Below are 17,896 nucleotides of genomic sequence, written 5' to 3' on the forward strand. Positions count from 1 at the left end.
CCATCCATGGCACATAAGAAAGCGGGCGGCTCCTCGCGCAACGGGCGCGACTCCGCGGGCCGCCGCCTCGGCGTGAAGAAGTTCGGCGGCGAGCAGGTGATCCCGGGCAACATCCTGGTTCGCCAGCGCGGCACCAAGTTCCATCCGGGGGCGAATGTCGGCATCGGCAAGGACCACACGCTGTTCGCGCTGGTTCCCGGCGAGGTGAAGTTCGCGCGCAAGGCGAACGCACGCACCTACGTCTCGATCCTCCCGGTGGCGGTGGCGGCGGAATAATCCACCCACCATTCCGGGCTAGAGTTTACGAGAAGGGGAATGGGCAGCCATTCCCCTTTTTGCCGTTCAAGGCGCTGAAAAATGAAGTTTCTCGACGAAGCGAAAATCTATCTGAAGAGCGGTGACGGCGGGCCGGGATCGGTCTCGTTCCGGCGCGAGAAATTCATCGAATATGGCGGCCCGGACGGCGGCAATGGCGGGCGCGGGGGCGATGTGATCCTGGAGGCGGTCGAGGGGCTGAACACGCTGATCGACTATCGCTACCAGCAGCACTTCAAGGCCAAGAACGGCATGCACGGCATGGGCAAGAACCGCACCGGCTCTGACGGCAACGACGTCGTGCTGAAGCTGCCGGTCGGCACCCAGATTTTCGACGAGGAGAAGGACGAGCTGATCGCCGACCTGACCGAGGTCGGCCAGCGCATCGTGCTGATGAAGGGCGGCGATGGCGGCCTGGGCAACGCGCATTACAAGACCTCCACCAACCAGGCTCCGCGCAAGCACACGCCGGGCTGGCCGGGGCAGGAGCTGTGGGTCTGGCTGCGCTTGAAGCTGATCGCCGATGCCGGGCTGGTGGGGTTGCCCAATGCCGGCAAATCGACCTTTCTGTCCGTGGTCTCGGCCGCGCGCCCGAAGATCGCCGATTACCCCTTCACCACCCTATGGCCGCAGCTCGGCGTGGTCGAGCGCGACGGCGAGGCCTTCGTGGTGGCGGATATTCCCGGATTGATCGAGGGCGCGCATGAGGGGGCCGGGCTCGGCACCCGCTTCCTGGGCCATGTCGAGCGCACCGGCGTGCTGCTGCACCTGATCGACGGCACCCAGGACGATCCGGTGAAGGCCTACCGGACGATCCGCAAGGAGCTGAAGCTCTACGCCGCCAGCCTTGCGGCGAAGCGCGAGATCGTGGCGCTGAACAAGGTCGACGCGATGGACCCGGCCGATGTGAAGGAAAAGCTGAAGAAGCTGAAGCGCGCGGCGAAGACCGAGGTGTTCCCGATCTCCGGCGTGACCGGCGAGGGCGTCGATACGGTGCTGCGCACGCTGCGCCCGGTGATCCGCGACTATCGCGCCGCCGAGAAAAAGGCGGATATGGAAGCCGCCGGGATTTATCAGGAGAAGGACTGGCAGCCATGAGCAGCGCGGTCGATCTCGACGGATCGGCGGATTTATCGCTGGGCACCGCCCGGCGGCTGGTGGTGAAGATCGGCTCCGCCCTGCTGGTCGACGACCGCAGCGGCCAGATCCGGCAGGATTGGCTGCGCGCGCTGGCCGAAGATGTGGCTGAACTGCGCGGCCAGGGCATCGAGGTTGTGCTGGTCTCCTCGGGCGCCATCGCGGTCGGCCGGCGGCATCTGGGGCTGACCGGCAAGGCCATCGCGCTGGAGGAGAAGCAGGCCGCCGCCGCGACCGGGCAGATCAAGCTGGCGCACGCTTATCAGGATGCGCTGGCGCCTTACGACATCACCGTGGCGCAGGTGCTGCTGACGCTGGAGGATACCGAGGTGCGCCGCCGGCACCTGAATGCGCGCGGCACCATCGGCACGTTGCTGCGGCTGGGCGCGGTGCCGGTGATCAACGAGAACGACACGGTCACCACCACGGAAATCCGCTTCGGCGACAATGACCGGCTGGCCGCTCGCGTGGCCCAGATGATCTCCGCCGACACGCTGGTGCTGTTGTCGGATATCGATGGGCTGTACACCGCCGATCCGCGCAAGGACAAGGATGCCCGGCATCTGCCGGTGGTCGAGCAGGTGACGCCGGAAATCGAGGCGATGGGCGGCGAGGCGGCGACCGGCTATTCGTCGGGCGGCATGGTGACCAAGCTGGCGGCGGCGAAGATCGCCATCGGCGCCGGCTGCCGCATGGCGATCGCCCATGGCAAGGCGCTGCATTCGCTGCGCAAGCTGGGCGAGGGCGCGCGCTGCACCTGGTTCCTGCCCTCGGCCGAGCCGCGCACCGCGCGCAAGCGCTGGATCGGCGGCCATCTCAGCACGGCGGGCGCGCTGCTGGTCGATGCCGGTGCCGCCGGCGCGCTGGGGGCGGGCAAGAGCCTGCTGCCGGCTGGCGTGCGTACGGTGGAGGGCGATTTCCAGCGCGGCGACGCGGTTCTGGTGGTGGGGCCGGACGGTCAGGTGCTGGGGCGCGGGCTTAGCGCCTATTCCTCGGAGGATGCGCGGCGCATCGCCGGTCACAAAAGCCGTGAAATAGAAGCCATTCTTGGCTACCGTGGTCGCGATGAAATCATCCATCGCGACGATCTGGTCCTGAACTAGGCGCATCGCGATGGAGGCGGGAGAATACAAGGTGGCTACGGCAACCAAGAAGGCGCTGACGAGTGAGGAAGCCGCCGCGCTGACCATGCAGCGTATCGGCGTCGCCGCGCGCGCCGCCGCGGCCGAGCTGGCGTTGACCGCGCCCGAAACCAAGAGTCGCGCCCTGCTCCTGGCGGCGCAGTCGGTGCGCGATGCTGGGGACGCGATCCAGGAGGCCAATGAGAGCGACATGCAGGCCGGCGAGGCGAAGGGCCTGACCCGCGCCCTGCTCGACCGGCTGATGCTGAACGACGAGCGCATCGAGGCAATGGCCGAGGGGCTGGAGGCTGTGGCGGCGCTGCCCGACCCGGTCGGGCGCGTGCTGGCGCAGTGGGACCGCCCGAACGGTCTGAAGATCGCCCGGCTGGCGGTGCCGCTGGGCGTCATCGGCATCATTTACGAATCCCGGCCCAATGTGACCGCCGATGCCGGCGGGCTGTGCCTGAAGGCCGGCAATGCGGCGATCCTGCGCGGCGGGTCGGAGAGCTTCCATTCCTCCACCGCCATCATCCAGGCGCTGCGCCAGGGCATCGCCGCCGCCGGCCTGCCGGAAGCCGCGATCCAGCCGATGCCCAGCACCGACCGCGCGCTGGTCGGCGAGATGCTGCGCGCCGCCGGGGTGATCGACGTGATCGTGCCGCGCGGCGGACGCGGGTTGATCGAGCGGGTGATGAATGAAAGCCGCGTGCCGGTCATGGCGCATCTAGACGGTCTGTGCCACGTCTATGTCGATGGCGAGGCCGATGCGAAGAAGGCCCGCAACATCGTGTTCAACTCGAAGATGCGGCGGCCCGGCGTTTGCGGCGCGGCGGAAACCTTGCTGGTCGATGCCCGCGCCATGGCGGGCATGCTGCCGGCGATCCTGAACGATCTGATCACCGAGGGGTGCGAGGTGCGCGGCGATCCGGCGGTCTGCGGGCTCGACCCGCGCGTGCTGCCGGCGACCGAGGCGGATTGGTCGACCGAATATCTCGACGCCATCATCTCGGTGAAGATCGTGAATGGTGTTGAAGGGGCCATCCGCCACATCAATGGCTATGGCTCGCACCATACCGACAGCATCGTGACCGAGAACCAGGAAACGGCCGACCGTTTCCTGGCCGGCATCGACAGCGCCATCGTGCTGCACAACGCCTCCACCCAATTCGCCGATGGCGGCGAGTTCGGCATGGGGGCGGAGATCGGCATCTCCACCGGCAAGCTGCATGCGCGCGGCCCGGTCGGAGCGGAGCAGCTGACCAGCTATAAATATGTCGTGCGTGGCACGGGACAGGTCCGACCCTGACCAGCTTTCGCCCGTCGCCGCTCTTCCCGGCCAATCGCGTGGCGCCGACCGGATCGCTTGTCCCGGACCGGCGACGGCTGCGCGTCGGGCTGATGGGCGGTTCCTTCAACCCGGCGCATGAGGGGCATCGGCATATCGCCCTGCTGGCGCTGCACCGGCTGGCGCTGCACGAGGTGTGGTGGCTGGTGACTCCGCAGAATCCGCTGAAGCCGGTAGCCGGCATGGCGCCCTTCGCCGAGCGTCTGGCCGGCGCGCGGGAGGTGGCCTCGCATTCGCGCATCCGGCCGTCCGATCTGGAGACCCGGCTGGGCACCCGTTTTACCGCCGACACGCTGCTGGCGCTTCGCCGCCGCTACCCGACTTTCCGCTTCGTCTGGGTCATGGGGGCGGATTGTTTGCCGGAATTTTCGCGTTGGCATCGCTGGAAGACGATCTTTGATACCGTTCCAGTTGCGGTATTCGACCGTCCTTCCTATTCTTTAGGGGCAATGTCCAGCGTCGCCGCCAGGCATTTCGCGAAAAACCGGGTTCCGGCCCGGGCGGCGGCGACATTGACGATGCGAACACCGCCGGCCTGGGCATTCCTGCACACGCGGCGGCATACCCTCTCGGCGACCCGAATCCGGCATGAAGCCGCATCGGGCGCGCGGGCGGGCCAACGAATGCGAGGATGATGGAAGGAAAGCGCACCCGTAAGCTTGCTCCCAAGCTTGCACACCAGGAGTCGAAGCAGTGGCTCGACCTCGTGGTTAAATCCTTGGATGACGACAAGGCAGAGGATGTCATCGTCATCGACCTCGCCGGTAAGTCCAGCTTCGCCGATTACATGGTCATCGCCTCGGGTCGTTCGACCCGTCAGGTGTCGGCCATTGCCGACCATCTGATGGAACGGTTGAAGGCGGCGGGCATTGGCTCGGTGGCGGCGGAAGGCATGACCCAGGGCGACTGGGTGCTGATCGATGGTGGGGACGTGGTCGTGCACCTGTTCCGCCCGGAGGTCCGCGCCTTCTACAATCTGGAGAAGATGTGGGGGCTGGAGCTGCCGGCGTCGGCGGCAGTCAGCACCATCGCCGTCACCGCCTGACGGCCTGGGAGCAATCCCTTGCGCATTACCATCGCAGCCGTCGGGCGGGCGAAGCCGGGCGTGCTGCGCGATCTGTACGAGCTGTATACGGGCCGGCTGCGCTGGCCCGTTTCGCTTAAGGAGGTCGAGCCGAAGGGCCGCCTGTCCGGCCCCGAGCTGGCGGCGAAGGAGGCCGAGCTGCTGCTGGCCGCCGTGCCGGCCGGGGCGCGGGTCATCGCGCTTGACGAGCGCGGCCGGGAATTCGACAGTCCCGGCTTCGCCGCGCTGATCGGTGGCTGGCGCGACGAGGCGGTGGCCGATATCGCCTTGCTGATCGGCGGGGCGGACGGCCATGACGACAGCGTACGCCGGCGCGCCGACCTGCTGCTGGCCTTTGGCCGCGCCACCTGGCCGCATATGCTGGTGCGCGGCATGCTCGCCGAACAGCTCTACCGCGCCCAGCAGATATTGGCGGGGCATCCTTACCACCGGGAGTGAAGCGACCGCAAAATCGCCGGATTTGCTTGGCTTAAGTTCGAGCGAATCCCTGTCTTTGTTCCCTATTTGCGCCTATATTCACGTTATGAACGATATGATTGCTGCCAAATCCGCCCTGCCGTTCGAGAAGCCGAAGGGACCGGTGGTCCTGTGTATCCTGGATGGCTGGGGCTACCGCACCGAGCCGGAGAATAACGGCATCGCCCAGGCGAATACGCCGAACTGGAACCGGCTGCTGGCGAGTTGCCCGCGCTCGCTGCTGGATGCCTCCGAGCTGCATGTCGGCCTGCCCGTTGGCCAGATGGGCAATTCCGAGGTCGGGCATATGAATCTCGGCGCCGGCCGCAAGGTGATGCAGGATCTGCCGCGCATCGATCTGGCGATCCAGGATGGCAGCCTGGCGCAGGCGCCGGAGATCGCGCAGCTTGTCGCCAAGCTGAAGGCCAGCGGCGGCGCGTGCCACCTGCTGGGGCTGTTGTCGCCCGGCGGCGTGCATTCCCACCAGGATCACATGGCCGCATTGGCGCGCATCCTGGCGGCCCAGGGCATCGCGGTGAAGGTGCACGCCTTTCTGGACGGGCGCGACACGCCGCCCAAGGCGGCCAGGGAATATATGGCGCGCTTCCTGGCCGATATCGGCGACGCTGCGACGGTGGCGACCGTTACCGGCCGATTCTTCGCCATGGACCGCGATAATCGCTGGGAGCGTGTGACGCAGGCCTATGAGGTGATCGTCAATGGCGCCGGTAAGGCGGCGTTGGACGCCCTGAGCGCTGTCACGGCTGCTTATGAGGCAGGGGAGACGGACGAGTTCGTCAGCCCCACGGCGATCGGCGCCTATGCCGGCATGCAGGATGGAGACGGCCTGCTGGTGGCGAATTTCCGCGCCGACCGGGCGCGCGAAATCCTGACCGCGTTGGTCGATCCGGCCTTCGACAAATTCCCGCGTTCTCGGCTGGTGCGTTTCGCCGGCACGCTGGGCATGGTGGAATATTCCACCGCGCTGGCGTCGTTCATGCCCTGCCTGTTCCCATCGACGGAGCTGGCGAATGTGCTGGGCAAAGTGGTCGCCGATGCCGGCATGACCCAGCTGCGCATTGCCGAGACCGAGAAATATGCCCATGTCACCTTCTTCCTGAATGGCGGCAAGGAGACGGAGTTTCCCGGCGAGAACCGCATCCTGGTGCCGTCGCCGAAGGTGAAGACCTACGATCTCCAGCCGGAGATGTCGGCCCCGGAAGTGACCGACAAGCTGGAGGCCGCGATCCTGTCCGGCCAGTACGATCTGATCGTGGTGAATTACGCCAATGGCGACATGGTCGGCCATACCGGCATCATGGCGGCGGCGATCAAGGCGGCCGAGACCATCGACGGCGCGCTGGGCCGGCTGGAAGCGGCGATCAAGCAGGCCGGCGGCGTCATGCTGGTGACCGCCGACCACGGCAATATCGAGATGATGGAAGATCCCGGCACGCATGAGGCGCATACCGCGCACACGCTGAACAGGGTGCCGGCCATCCTGGTGAACGGTCCCGCCGGCGCTGTCGGCCTGGCCGATGGAATCCTGGCCGATGTCGCGCCGACGCTGCTGCAATTGCTCGGCGTGCCGCAGCCCGAGGAGATGACCGGCCGGTCGCTCATCCGTATGGAGGCGGGGGCGTCTGCCGCCAAGGCGGAGGCTCGTGCCACGGCCTGAGCGCGCGCCGATGCTTCGCGCCCTCCGTGCTGGGGCGGCGCTGGGGCTGGTTCTGACCGCATCGCTCGCGGCCGGCATTGCCTATGCCCAGACGCCGGTCCCGCTGGTCCCGCCGCCCGACGGCAAGCTGAAGGCGCTGGAACAGGCGCTGGAGCGCGAGGAGAAGCGCAAGCAGGCGCTGGAACGCCAGGCCGAGCAATTGCGCGGCGAGGCGGAGCGGCTGCGCGACGATTCCATCAAGGTCGCCAAATCGATCCAGGAGCGGGAGGCAGTGCTGACCCGCGTCGAGGCCTCGTTGCGCGAATTACAGGCCGAGGCACGGCGCAAGCAGGCCGCCCTGCGCGGGCGCGAGGGCGATGTGGTGATGCTGCTGGGCGCGCTGGAGCGGCTGTCCCGTCGGCCGCCGGAAGCGCTGATCGCGCAGCCCACCGCGCCGGTCGATACGGTGCGCGGCGCCATGCTGCTGCGCGCGGCGCTGCCGAGCGTGCAGGAATCGGCCGACGACCTGCGCCAGGAGCTGGAGGATATGGCGGCCCTGCGCCGCGAGATCGAGGCGGAACGCCGCCGGCTGGCCAACGCCACGCAATCCATGGAGGCGGAGCGCAAGCGGCTGGAGAATTTGGCCGCCAGCCGGCGCAAGCTGGTCGGCCGCACCGAGGCGGAACGCGAGCGGCTCGATACCGCCGTCTCCCGCATGTCGGCCTCGGCCGCCGATATGCGGGAATTGCTGCGGCAGATCGAGATTGAGCGCGAGGCCCAGCGCAAGGCGGAGGAAGAGCGCCGCCGCCAGGAAGAGGCGCGCCGCATCGCCGACGCCAAGCGCGCGGAGGAGGAGGCCAGGCGGCTGGCGCAATTGCCGCGCCCCCAGGCCAAGCCGAACGCGGAGCCCAGCCGCCAGGTCGCCAGCCTGCCGCCGCCGCGCCGGGTTGCGCCCAGCGTCTCGCCCAGCGGCCCGCCCTCGGGCCAGCAGCGCTCCATCGAGCGGGCGAAGGGCAGCTTGATGCTGCCGGTGCAGGGCAAGGTCGCCCATGCCTATGGCGAGCGCGGGGAGACCGGCCCGCTGCGGGGTTTGCGCATCGAGGCGCGCGATCAATCGGTGGTGATCGCCCCGTTCGATGGCCAAGTGGTCTATGCCGGCCGTTTTCGCGGCTATGGGCAAATCTTGATCATCGAACATGGCGATGGATATCATACGTTGTTAGCGGGTTTGGGGCGGATCGACAGCGCCGCCGGTCAGTATGTGCTGGCGGGCGAACCGGTCGGAGCGATGAGCGGCGAGGGCGGCGGATCGCCTGAGCTTTATGTTGAATTGCGCCGCAATGGCGAGCCGATAAATCCGCTGCCGTGGCTGGCAGCCAGTGGCAACAGGACAAGTGGATGAAGTATTTTTCTCGCAAAGCAGTCGCCGGCGCCGTCGCCCTGATCGCGGTTTCCGGCGTTGCCCTCGGCTCGTTGCACGCACAGCAGAACGGCCAGCGGTCGGAGACTTACCGCCAGCTTAACCTGTTCGGCGAAGTGTTCGAGCGTGTGCGCTCCGACTATGTCGAGGAGGTCGGCGACGAGAAGCTGATCGAAACCGCGATCAACGGCATGTTGAGCTCGCTCGACCCGCATTCCGGCTATCTGACCGCCAAATCCTACCAGGACATGCAGGTGCAGACCCGCGGCGAGTTCGGCGGGCTGGGCATCGAGGTGACGATGGAGCAGGGGCTGGTGAAGGTCGTCTCGCCGATCGACGACACGCCGGCCTTCCGCGCCGGCCTGCAGCCCGGCGATTTCATCGTGGCGCTGGATGGCGAGCAGGTGATGGGCCTGACGCTGGGCGAGGCGGTGGAGAAGATGCGCGGCCGCGTCGGCAGCGAGATCAAGCTGACCATCCGGCGTGGCATCGCCGAACCGTTCGATGTGTCGCTGAAGCGCGACGTGATTCGCATCCAGTCTGTGCGCAGCAAGCTGTTCGACAACGCGGCCTATATCCGCGTGACCACCTTCAACGAGCAGACCATGACCGGGCTGGAACGCGCCCTGGCCGATGTGAAGCAGCAGAAGGGCAAGGATCTGAACGGCATCGTGCTCGATTTGCGCAATAATCCGGGCGGTCTGCTGGACCAGGCGATTGCCGTTTCCGACGCCTTCCTGGATAAGGGCGAGATCGTCTCCACCCGCGGCCGGCGCGAGGAAGACGGCCAGCGCTTCAACGCCAAGGCGGGCGACCTGGCCGAAGGGCTGCCGGTCGTCGTGCTGGTCAATGGCGGCTCCGCCTCGGCGTCGGAAATCGTCGCCGGTGCGTTGCAGGATCATGGCCGCGCCATCGTGCTGGGCACCAAATCCTTCGGCAAGGGCTCGGTGCAGACCATTATTCCGCTGCCCGGTCATGGCGCGATGCGGCTGACCACGGCGCGCTACTATACCCCGTCGGGCCGGTCGATCCAGGCCGTCGGCATCGAGCCGGACATCAATGTTCCCGCCGCGCGCATCGACGTGATCGACGAAGGCCGCCGGCGCAGCGAGGCCGATCTGCGCGGCGCGCTGTCGAATGACACCACGCCGCAGCCGAAGGCCGATCCGAAGGCAACGCCGCCGGCCGCCCCGGGGGGCGATACCGCGCCGGGCAATCAGCCGCCCGCTCCGCAGAAGGGCACGCCGCAGGCAGCGCCCGGCGAAACGGAAGCACCGGTGCTGGGCGAGGCGAATGACTACCAGCTCATCCGGGCGGTCGATCTGTTGCGTGGGCTGGCCCTGTTCAATAAGCGTGCGGTGAATTGAGCTGAAGCTTCCCAGGGTGAAATTTCCCTCCTTCAAGGGCCGTCGGGCAAAAGGTGCGGCGGATGGCGGTTTCGACGACGATCCGCCACCCTTCGAGGAGCAGGAAGACGAACCGGAAGCGGTTCGCGAACCCCTAGGCGCGCCCGTCGCCACGGCCGACCGCAAGGGCGGCATTGGCGGGGTTCTGCTGGGGCCGCTGGGCCAGGGACTGGTTCTGCTGCTGCTGATCGGCGGGTTGGGGGCTCTGGGCTTCTGGCTGGCCAGCAATGGGGCGGCGACGGCCTCCAAGCGGGCTTTGCTGACGCCGCGCGCCACCTTCTCCTTCCTGCCGCCGGCGCAGCAACAGCAGCAGGCGGCCCCGCCGCCGGCCGCCACCCCGGCTCCGGCCGAGCCACAGACGGCTTCTCCGCCGCCAGCACCGGCCGCTCCGGCGCCGCAAGCGGCAACCCCCCAGGCTCCGTCACAGGCCCCATCCCAGCCACCGCAGGCCGCACCCGCGCCTGCTCCAGCTCCCACCCCCGCGCCGCGCCGCCAGGTCGCGCTGGCGCACGATCCTGCCCTGGTCGAGAACACGCCCTACGGTCTGTTGCCGAAGATCGGGGCGGAAGGGCAGCAGCCCTGGCGCGCCTATGCCCATGCTTTTCCGGCGGCGGAGCAGCGGCCGCGCATCGCGCTGATCATCAACGGCCTCGGCCTGTCCGGCGCGGCGACCGAAGCGGCGATCCAGGATCTGCCCGCCCCGGTCACGCTGGCCTTTACCCCCTATGCCGGGCGGCTCGGCGAATGGATATCCATGGCCCGCGCCGCCGGCCATGAGGTGTTGCTGAGCATGCCGATGGAGCCAACCGGCTTCCCGCAGAGCGACCCCGGCCCGCACACGCTGCTGACCAGCCTCAGCCCGGTCGAGAATCTGGATCGGATGGAATGGGCGATGGGCCGTTTCACCGGCTATGTCGGCGTGGTGGATTTCCTTGGCTCGCGCTTCACCACGGACGAGCGCGCGCTGCTGCCGGTGCTGAAGGCGGTGAAGGAGCGCGGTCTGATGTTCGTCGACAGCAAAAGCTCCTCCTCCAGCCTGGCGGCGCAGATCGCCGGCAGCATCGACCTGCCGCACGCGGTGAATACGCGCTTTATCGACAATGAGGCCAGCCGGGGCTATATCGACAAATCGCTGGAGGAGCTGGAGCGTGTGGCGCGGCGCGGCGGCTCCGCCGTCGGCATCGGCTATGCCTATCCGGTGACGCTGGAACGGGTGAAGGCCTGGGCCGCCACCCTGCCGGGCAAGGGGCTGGTGCTGGCTCCCATCACGGCGACCACGACCCGCCAGGCGCCGCGCGGCTAGTTTCGGAAGGAAGAACGAGTGGACGACAGGCTGTACCGCCCCGGCGTGGGTTTCATGCTGATCAATCGCGACGGCCGTGTCTTCGTGGCGCGTCGCCTGGATATGCCCAGCGAGGCCTGGCAGATGCCGCAGGGCGGCATCGACGAGGGCGAGGACCCGGCCGTCGCCCTGTTCCGCGAGATGCGCGAGGAGATTGGCACCGACAAGGCCGAGATCGTCGCCGAGAGCGACGATTGGTACCGCTACGATCTGCCCGAGGATCTGCGGTCGAAACTATGGGGCGGCCGCTATATCGGCCAGCGGCAGAAATGGTACGCGCTGCAATTCCTGGGGAGCGATTCCGACATCAACATCGCCACCGAGGAACCGGAATTCATGGACTGGAAATGGGTGCCTTCCGCCCAGGTGCCGGAACTGATCGTCCCCTTCAAACGCGATTTGTACCGCAGCGTCATCGGCCATCTGACCGCCAAGCTGCCGCCGCGCTTCGTGCTGGCGTAAGCCGGCTAAGCCGCCGCCTTCTCGGCCTGGGCGGCCTTGCGGGTGATGAGCCACCAGGCGATGCGGTTAACCGCGCGGTTCAGCGGGCCGTTGGGCTTCAGGCCGACGGCCTTGAACATCATCGCCATGCCACGCTCGACATGGTGCGGCCGGTAATAGCGGAAGGCGCGCTGCTGGTAGGCCTGGCAACAGCGGTCGCGGTCATACGCGCCGCCCTGGCCATTGTCGTTCGCGGCGTAATAGGCGAAGGCCAGCTCGTCATCCTCGCTCTCGGCGACGCGGCTGGCGGCAATCGCGAAGCGGCGCAGCACGCCCAGCTTCTCGATCTCCTGGTAGCGCTTCAGGTGGCTGTAGAACAGCTTGTAATGCCGCAACTCGTCGGCGGCGATACGCTGGCAGATATCCTTCAGCACCGGCTCGTCGGTCGAATCGGCAAGCGCGCTGTAGTAGGAGCTGGTGCCGATCTCCACCACGCAGCGCGCCACAAGCTCGCCCGACAGCGAGCCGCGCACCGACCGGTCGGCGTCCATCGGCAGCTTGATGGTGTCGGCGAAGCGCTTGAAGCTGCTCTCGAAGTCGAAAGTGGGATCGGCCATCTCGGCCCAGCGGCGCAGCGCTACGCCATGCTGCACCTCTTCCAGCGCCCAGCTTCGGGCGACGGCCTTGAAGGCTTCGTCATCGTGGAAGACGTTGCACAGATAGTCGCCATAAACGCCGCCATTATGTTCGACCATGCTGGCGGCCTTAACGATCGAGACGATCTCGGGATCGATCTTGCCGGGCTCGAAGCGCGCCCAGTCGATATCGTCTAGCGTCCAATGTGCCATGATTGGCTATGCTCCGTTTGTTGCTTGGCGCAACGCACGGCGCCCCCTCCTCGTTTTCGGTACTATCCGGTCGTTTTCGACCTTTTCTTATTTAGTCGGCCGACAGAGGAACGCAAACCCTTTGTGACAGTTTCGCGCATTCATATCCCAACGCTATGGGCCAATGAGCCGTTCCAAAAACAACGGGGTCCCGAAGGACCCCGTTTTTCTTCCCAGCGTGCGCCTGAGCGATCAATGTCCGGTTTCGAGCGCCCGGATCATCGCGTTTGTCACATCGATCTTTTCCTGCAAGGCGGCCTTCTCGGCATCCGTCTTGGCAGCCTGAAGATCTTCCTTCTGGTCCTTCAGGCGCTGCTCGATGGCGGCGCGGTCCAGCTCGGCCAGCGGGATGGCCTCGTCGGCCAGCACGGTGCAGCGATCCTCGGTCACTTCGGCGAAGCCGCCGGCGACGAAGATGCGCTCCTTGATCTGGCCGCCCTCATAGATCTGGATGACGCCCGGGATCAAAGTGGAGATCAGCGGGGCGTGGCGCGGCAGAACGCCGAAATAGCCTTCGGCGCCCGGCACGACCACCATCTCCACCGGCTGCGATATCAGCAGCTTCTCCGGCGAGACCAGCTCGAAATTCGTGGTTTCGGCCATTTGTCAGGCTTCTCCCGTCAGCGAAAGGGCGCGTGGAAGCGGGGCGGCGTTAAGCCGCTTCCGCCGCCATCTTCTTGGCCTTGGCAACCGCTTCCTCGATGGTGCCGACCATGTAGAAGGCCTGCTCCGGAAGGTCGTCATAGGCACCCGCGCAGATGTCCTTGAAGGCCTTGATGGTGTCTTCCAGGCCGACCAGCACGCCCGGCGTGCCGGTGAACACTTCCGCGACATGGAAGGGCTGCGACAGGAAGCGCTGGATCTTGCGGGCGCGGGCGACGACCAGCTTGTCGTCCTCCGACAGCTCGTCCATGCCCAGAATGGCGATGATGTCCTGCAGCGACTTGTAGGTCTGCAGGATGCGCTGCACTTCGCGGGCCACCGTGTAGTGCTCCTCGCCGATCACGCGCGGATCGAGGATGCGGCTGTTGGAGTCGAGCGGATCGACGGCCGGGTAGATGCCCAGCTCGGCAATCTGGCGAGACAGCACGGTGGTGGCGTCCAGATGGGCGAAGGAGGTGGCCGGCGCCGGGTCGGTCAGGTCGTCGGCCGGCACGTAGATGGCCTGCACAGAGGTGATCGAGCCCTTCTTGGTCGAGGTGATGCGCTCCTGCAACGCACCCATGTCGGTGCCCAGGGTCGGCTGATAGCCCACCGCGGACGGGATGCGGCCCAGCAGCGCCGACACTTCCGAACCCGCCTGGGTGAAGCGGAAGATGTTGTCGACGAAGAACAGAACGTCCTGGCCTTCCTCGTCGCGGAAATATTCCGCCTGGGTCAGGCCGGTCAGTGCGACGCGGGCGCGGGCACCCGGCGGCTCGTTCATCTGGCCGTAGACCAGCGACACTTTGGAGCCTTCGCCCTCAAGCTTGATAACGCCCGATTCCATCATCTCGTGATAGAGGTCGTTACCCTCTCGGGTGCGCTCGCCGACGCCGGCGAACACGGACACGCCACCATGCGCCTTCGCGACGTTGTTGATCAGCTCCATGATCAGCACGGTCTTGCCGACGCCGGCACCGCCGAACAGGCCGATCTTGCCGCCCTTGGAGTAGGGGGCCAGCAGGTCGATGACCTTGATGCCGGTGATGAGCTGCTCGGTCTCGGTCGCCTGGTCGACGAAGGCCGGGGCCTGGCGATGGATCGGCATCCGCATCTTGGCGCTGACCGGACCGCGCTCGTCGACCGGCTCGCCGATCACGTTCATGATGCGGCCCAGCGTCTCCGGGCCAACCGGCACGGAGATCGAATCGCCGGTATCGACCGCTTCCTGGCCGCGGACCAGACCGTCCGTGGTGTCCATGGCGATGGTGCGGACGGTGCTTTCGCCCAGATGCTGGGCCACTTCCAGCACCAGGGTGCTGTCGCCCAGCTTCACATGCAGCGCGTTCAGGATGGCCGGCAGGTCGCCGTCGAACTGAACGTCGACGACGGCGCCGATCACCTGGGTAATCTTGCCAACGAGATTTTTCTTCGCCATGGCCTACTCCACTCTTTCAATCCGTATTGCCGCGCCTGCGGTTTAAAGCGCTTCCGCACCGGAGATGATCTCGATCAGCTCCTTGGTGATGTTCGCCTGGCGCTGGCGGTTATAGGTCTGCGACAGCTTGTTGATCATGTCGCCGGCATTGCGGGTCGCGCTGTCCATCGCGGACATGCGCGCACCCTGCTCGCCTGCGGCGTTCTCAAGCAGCGTCTTGTAGATCTGGATCGCCAGATTCTGCGGCAACAACGCCTCCAGAATGCTCTCCTCGTCCGGCTCGAACTCGTAGAGAGCCTGCGGGCCGGTCTTATCGTCCGCCTTCTGCTCGGCGGTGATCTCCGGCAGGGCGACGGGGATCAGCTGCTGCGCGGTCGGGATCTGCGCCATGGCGGACCGGAACCGGGCATAGAAGATCGTCGCGACATCGAACTCGCCGGCTTCGAACATTTCGGCGACCCGCACCGAAATGCCGCTGGCGTCGGCGAAGGTCAGCCGCTTCTGGCCGGCGAAGCTGACCATGTCGACGATCTTGTCGCGGAATTCGCGGCGCAGCGAATCGCGGCCCTTACGGCCGACGCACAGAATCTTCACGGTCTTGCCGTCGGCCAGCAGCCGGCGGATGTGAAGCCGGGCCGCCTTTACGATATTGGCGTTGAAACCGCCGCACAGGCCGCGATCGGCGGTGGCGACGATCACCAGATGCACATCGTCCTTGCCGGTGCCGGAGACCAGCTTGGGCGCGCCGGACGCGCCCTGCAGCCGGCCGGCCACCGAGGCCAGCATCCGCTCCATGCGTTCGGCGTAGGGGCGGGCGGCTTCCGCCTGCTCCTGCGCGCGACGCAGCTTCGCGGCCGCGACCATCTTCATCGCCGAGGTGATCTTCCTCGTCGACTGGACGCTTTTGATCCGGTTTCTTAGGTCCTTGAGGCTGGGCATCCGCTCTCGCCTTGGTTGCTACCGGGAAAGATCGAGGATCAGGCGAAGCTCTTGGAGTAAGTCTCCAAGAGATCCTTCAGCTTGCCCTCGATCTCGGCGGTCAGCTGCTGCTCCTTGCGGATGGCGGCCAGGATGTCCGAGCCGCGGCCACGCAGCTCAGCCAGCAGGCCGGCCTCGTACTTGTTCACCTGGTCGACCGGCACCTTGTCGAGATAGCCCTTCACGCCGGCATAGATCACCGCGACCTGCTCTTCGACCGGCAGCGGGCTGTATTGCGGCTGCTTCAGCAACTGCGTCAGGCGCGAACCGCGGGCCAGCAGGCGCTGGGTCGAGGCGTCGAGGTCGGAGGCGAACTGTGCGAACGCTTCCATCTCGCGATACTGCGCCAGCTCCAGCTTGATCGAGCCGGCGACCTGCTTCATCGCCTTGATCTGCGCGGCGGAACCGACGCGCGACACGGAGATGCCGACGTTCACCGCCGGGCGGATGCCCTTATAGAACAGGCCGGTCTCCAGGAAGATCTGGCCGTCGGTGATGGAAATCACGTTGGTCGGAATGTAGGCCGACACGTCGCCCGCCTGGGTTTCGATGACCGGCAGCGCCGTCAGCGAGCCCGAACCATGATCCGCGTTCATCTTCGCGGCGCGCTCCAGCAGGCGCGAATGCAAATAGAACACGTCGCCCGGGAAAGCCTCGCGGCCTGGCGGGCGGCGCAGCAGCAGCGACATCTGGCGGTAGGCGGTCGCCTGCTTCGACAGATCGTCATAGATGATCAGCGCGTGCATGCCGTTGTCGCGGAAGAACTCGCCCATCGCGCAAGCGGTGTAGGGGGCGAGGAACTGCAGCGGGGCCGGCTCGGAGGCGGTGGCGGCCACGACGATGGAATATTCCATCGCGCCGTAATCCTCCAGCGTCTTCACGATCTGCGCGACGGTCGAGCGCTTCTGCCCGACCGCGACGTAGATGCAATAGAGCTTCTTCGACTCGTCGTCGCCCTTGTTGACGTTCGCCTGGTTGATGATGGCATCGATGGCGACGGCGGTCTTGCCGGTCTGGCGGTCGCCGATGATCAGCTCGCGCTGGCCACGACCGACCGGGATCAGGCTGTCGATGGCCTTCAGGCCGGTCTGCACCGGCTCATGCACGGAGCGGCGCGGGATGATGCCCGGGGCCTTCACCTCGACGCGGGTGCGGTTCACGTCCTTCAGCGGGCCCTTGCCGTCGATCGGGTTGCCCAGCGCATCGACCACGCGGCCCAGCAGGCCCTTGCCCACCGGCGCGTCGACGATGGTGCCGGTGCGCTTGACGGTGTCGCCTTCCTTAATGTCGCGGTCGTCGCCGAAAATCACGATACCGACATTGTCGGTTTCGAGGTTCAGCGCCATGCCACGGATGCCGTTCGGGAATTCGACCATCTCGCCGGCCTGGACCTTGTCCAGACCGTAGACACGGGCGATGCCGTCACCGACCGACAGAACGGTGCCGACTTCCGCCACTTCGGCTTCGGAACCGAAATTGGCGATCTGTTCCTTCAGAATGGAAGAAATCTCAGCGGCGCGGATGTCCATCAAGCAGTCCCTTTCATCGCGAGCTGCAGCCGCTGCAGTTTGCTGCGCAGCGAACTATCGATCATACGTGATCCAACCTTGACGATCAGCCCGCCGATGAGGGCAGGCTCGACCTTCGTTTCAATGGCGACCTTGGTGCCGATCGCCTGTTTCAGCGCATCCGTGAGCGCCTTTTCCTGCGTCTTGGTGAGCGCCTTGGCGGAGGTGACCTCCGCCGTGACCTCGCCGCGACGGCGGGCAAGTTCGTTCAGGAATGCGTCGATGATGTTGTTCAGGGCGAACAGGCGGCGGTTATTCGCCACCGTGCCCAGGAATTTGCGGGTCAGCGCGTTAGCGCCGGCCTTGTCCATGACCGCATCCATTGCCTTGGCCTGCTGCTCGCGGCCGAGGATGGGCGAGCGGATTAGGCGGACCAGATCGTCGGATTCGACGAGAAGCTGGCGCAGCGCGCGCAAATCCTCGGCGACGTCGTCCAGTGCCTTGCTGCTGTCCGCGAGTTCATAGAGCGCCGTCGCATAGCGCTGAGCGATCGCTGACAGGCCTTGCGTCCCTTTCGCCAACTGGGGGCTCCCACTTTAGATGCGGCTGACCGAATTCGCTGTCGCATATCCGCCGAAAACCCTTGCCGAGGCTGGGATTATCGGCGCAATACGAGCCTATCGGGAAGGCGTGACCCCCCGAAGGCCGGGCGTTGTCTA

The 17,896-nt window shown here is 66.4% G+C and carries 18 protein-coding genes; 12 read left to right on the plus strand and 6 right to left on the minus strand.

What is annotated here, in order from left to right:
* Positions 1-6 precede the first annotated feature (6 nt).
* The 12 genes from rpmA to AUP43_RS09630 all read left to right on the plus strand — a co-directional run bounded on the left by rpmA (position 7) and on the right by AUP43_RS09630 (position 11,745).
* Entirely contained in the window at positions 7-276 is a 270-nt protein-coding gene (rpmA, locus tag AUP43_RS09575; protein ID WP_067555777.1) for a 50S ribosomal protein L27, read from the plus strand.
* 81 nt (positions 277-357) lie between these two features.
* Entirely contained in the window at positions 358-1,413 is a 1,056-nt protein-coding gene (gene obgE, locus AUP43_RS09580; protein ID WP_067555780.1) for a GTPase ObgE, read from the plus strand.
* Positions 1,410-2,555, plus strand: a complete 1,146-nt coding sequence (proB, locus tag AUP43_RS09585) for a glutamate 5-kinase (protein WP_067555783.1) — start codon at positions 1,410-1,412, stop codon at positions 2,553-2,555. The genes obgE and proB overlap by 4 nt, the downstream gene beginning before the upstream one ends.
* A gap of 31 nt (positions 2,556-2,586) precedes the next feature.
* Positions 2,587-3,879 carry a glutamate-5-semialdehyde dehydrogenase gene (locus tag AUP43_RS09590; protein WP_269746872.1) on the plus strand — a complete coding sequence of 431 codons (1,293 nt, stop codon included), beginning with the start codon at positions 2,587-2,589 and terminating at the stop codon, positions 3,877-3,879.
* 38 nt (positions 3,880-3,917) lie between these two features.
* Entirely contained in the window at positions 3,918-4,553 is a 636-nt protein-coding gene (locus tag AUP43_RS09595; RefSeq protein ID WP_067555786.1) for a nicotinate-nucleotide adenylyltransferase, read from the plus strand.
* Positions 4,550-4,963, plus strand: coding sequence for a ribosome silencing factor (gene rsfS, locus AUP43_RS09600; protein WP_067555789.1), 414 nt, complete (start codon positions 4,550-4,552; stop codon positions 4,961-4,963). Before AUP43_RS09595 ends, rsfS begins: the two co-directional genes overlap by 4 nt.
* Before the next feature lie 18 nt (positions 4,964-4,981).
* Positions 4,982-5,440, plus strand: a complete 459-nt coding sequence (gene rlmH, locus AUP43_RS09605; protein WP_067555792.1) for a 23S rRNA (pseudouridine(1915)-N(3))-methyltransferase RlmH — start codon at positions 4,982-4,984, stop codon at positions 5,438-5,440.
* Between the two features lie 85 nt (positions 5,441-5,525).
* Positions 5,526-7,136, plus strand: a complete 1,611-nt coding sequence (gpmI, locus tag AUP43_RS09610; RefSeq protein WP_084462691.1) for a 2,3-bisphosphoglycerate-independent phosphoglycerate mutase — start codon at positions 5,526-5,528, stop codon at positions 7,134-7,136.
* Positions 7,137-7,146: 10 nt separating this feature from the next.
* On the plus strand, positions 7,147-8,517 hold the full coding sequence (locus AUP43_RS09615) for a murein hydrolase activator EnvC family protein (RefSeq protein WP_067555795.1): 1,371 nt from the start codon (positions 7,147-7,149) through the stop codon (positions 8,515-8,517).
* Positions 8,514-9,902: a S41 family peptidase gene (locus tag AUP43_RS09620; protein WP_067555799.1), complete on the plus strand. Its 1,389-nt coding sequence runs from the start codon at positions 8,514-8,516 to the stop codon at positions 9,900-9,902. The genes AUP43_RS09615 and AUP43_RS09620 overlap by 4 nt, the downstream gene beginning before the upstream one ends.
* A 16-nt stretch (positions 9,903-9,918) precedes the next feature.
* A complete protein-coding gene (locus AUP43_RS19580) occupies positions 9,919-11,244 on the plus strand; it encodes a divergent polysaccharide deacetylase family protein (RefSeq protein WP_067555802.1) in 1,326 nt (441 codons plus the stop codon).
* An 18-nt stretch (positions 11,245-11,262) separates the two neighbouring features.
* The gene (locus tag AUP43_RS09630; RefSeq protein WP_084462692.1) at positions 11,263-11,745 is read left to right on the plus strand and encodes an RNA pyrophosphohydrolase; all 483 of its coding nucleotides are present in this window, start codon (positions 11,263-11,265) and stop codon (positions 11,743-11,745) included.
* Between the two features lie 5 nt (positions 11,746-11,750).
* Here the strand turns inward: AUP43_RS09630 and AUP43_RS09635 are convergent, their stop codons facing one another.
* The 6 genes from AUP43_RS09635 to AUP43_RS09660 all read right to left on the minus strand — a co-directional run bounded on the left by AUP43_RS09635 (position 11,751) and on the right by AUP43_RS09660 (position 17,758).
* On the minus strand, positions 11,751-12,572 hold the full coding sequence (locus AUP43_RS09635) for an acyl-ACP desaturase (RefSeq protein ID WP_067555805.1): 822 nt from the start codon (positions 12,570-12,572) through the stop codon (positions 11,751-11,753).
* Between the two features lie 231 nt (positions 12,573-12,803).
* The gene (locus AUP43_RS09640) at positions 12,804-13,214 is read right to left on the minus strand and encodes a F0F1 ATP synthase subunit epsilon (protein WP_067555808.1); all 411 of its coding nucleotides are present in this window, start codon (positions 13,212-13,214) and stop codon (positions 12,804-12,806) included.
* A gap of 49 nt (positions 13,215-13,263) precedes the next feature.
* The gene (gene atpD, locus AUP43_RS09645; protein WP_067555811.1) at positions 13,264-14,691 is read right to left on the minus strand and encodes a F0F1 ATP synthase subunit beta; all 1,428 of its coding nucleotides are present in this window, start codon (positions 14,689-14,691) and stop codon (positions 13,264-13,266) included.
* 42 nt (positions 14,692-14,733) lie between these two features.
* Positions 14,734-15,630, minus strand: coding sequence for a F0F1 ATP synthase subunit gamma (locus tag AUP43_RS09650; protein ID WP_067555814.1), 897 nt, complete (start codon positions 15,628-15,630; stop codon positions 14,734-14,736).
* Between the two features lie 38 nt (positions 15,631-15,668).
* A complete protein-coding gene (gene atpA / locus AUP43_RS09655; protein ID WP_067555817.1) occupies positions 15,669-17,198 on the minus strand; it encodes a F0F1 ATP synthase subunit alpha in 1,530 nt (509 codons plus the stop codon).
* The gene (locus tag AUP43_RS09660) at positions 17,198-17,758 is read right to left on the minus strand and encodes a F0F1 ATP synthase subunit delta (protein ID WP_067555820.1); all 561 of its coding nucleotides are present in this window, start codon (positions 17,756-17,758) and stop codon (positions 17,198-17,200) included. The genes atpA and AUP43_RS09660 overlap by 1 nt, the downstream gene beginning before the upstream one ends.
* Positions 17,759-17,896 lie beyond the last annotated feature (138 nt).

The organism is Oceanibaculum pacificum (genome assembly GCF_001618175.1).
Classification (GTDB): Bacteria; Pseudomonadota; Alphaproteobacteria; order Oceanibaculales; family Oceanibaculaceae; genus Oceanibaculum; species Oceanibaculum pacificum.

What these genes read in the sequence shown, in the direction of transcription:
- rpmA (WP_067555777.1), top strand. Translation starts at nt 7, where the DNA reads ATGGCACATAAGAAAGCGGGCGGCTCCTCGCGCAACGGGCGCGACTCC.
- obgE (WP_067555780.1), top strand. Translation starts at nt 358, where the DNA reads ATGAAGTTTCTCGACGAAGCGAAAATCTATCTGAAGAGCGGTGACGGC.
- proB (WP_067555783.1), top strand. Translation starts at nt 1,410, where the DNA reads ATGAGCAGCGCGGTCGATCTCGACGGATCGGCGGATTTATCGCTGGGC.
- rsfS (WP_067555789.1), top strand. Translation starts at nt 4,550, where the DNA reads ATGATGGAAGGAAAGCGCACCCGTAAGCTTGCTCCCAAGCTTGCACAC.
- gpmI (WP_084462691.1), top strand. Translation starts at nt 5,526, where the DNA reads ATGAACGATATGATTGCTGCCAAATCCGCCCTGCCGTTCGAGAAGCCG.
- AUP43_RS09615 (WP_067555795.1), top strand. Translation starts at nt 7,147, where the DNA reads ATGCTTCGCGCCCTCCGTGCTGGGGCGGCGCTGGGGCTGGTTCTGACC.
- AUP43_RS09620 (WP_067555799.1), top strand. Translation starts at nt 8,514, where the DNA reads ATGAAGTATTTTTCTCGCAAAGCAGTCGCCGGCGCCGTCGCCCTGATC.
- AUP43_RS09635 (WP_067555805.1), bottom strand. Translation starts at nt 12,572, where the DNA reads ATGGCACATTGGACGCTAGACGATATCGACTGGGCGCGCTTCGAGCCC.
- AUP43_RS09640 (WP_067555808.1), bottom strand. Translation starts at nt 13,214, where the DNA reads ATGGCCGAAACCACGAATTTCGAGCTGGTCTCGCCGGAGAAGCTGCTG.
- atpD (WP_067555811.1), bottom strand. Translation starts at nt 14,691, where the DNA reads ATGGCGAAGAAAAATCTCGTTGGCAAGATTACCCAGGTGATCGGCGCC.
- AUP43_RS09650 (WP_067555814.1), bottom strand. Translation starts at nt 15,630, where the DNA reads ATGCCCAGCCTCAAGGACCTAAGAAACCGGATCAAAAGCGTCCAGTCG.
- atpA (WP_067555817.1), bottom strand. Translation starts at nt 17,198, where the DNA reads ATGGACATCCGCGCCGCTGAGATTTCTTCCATTCTGAAGGAACAGATC.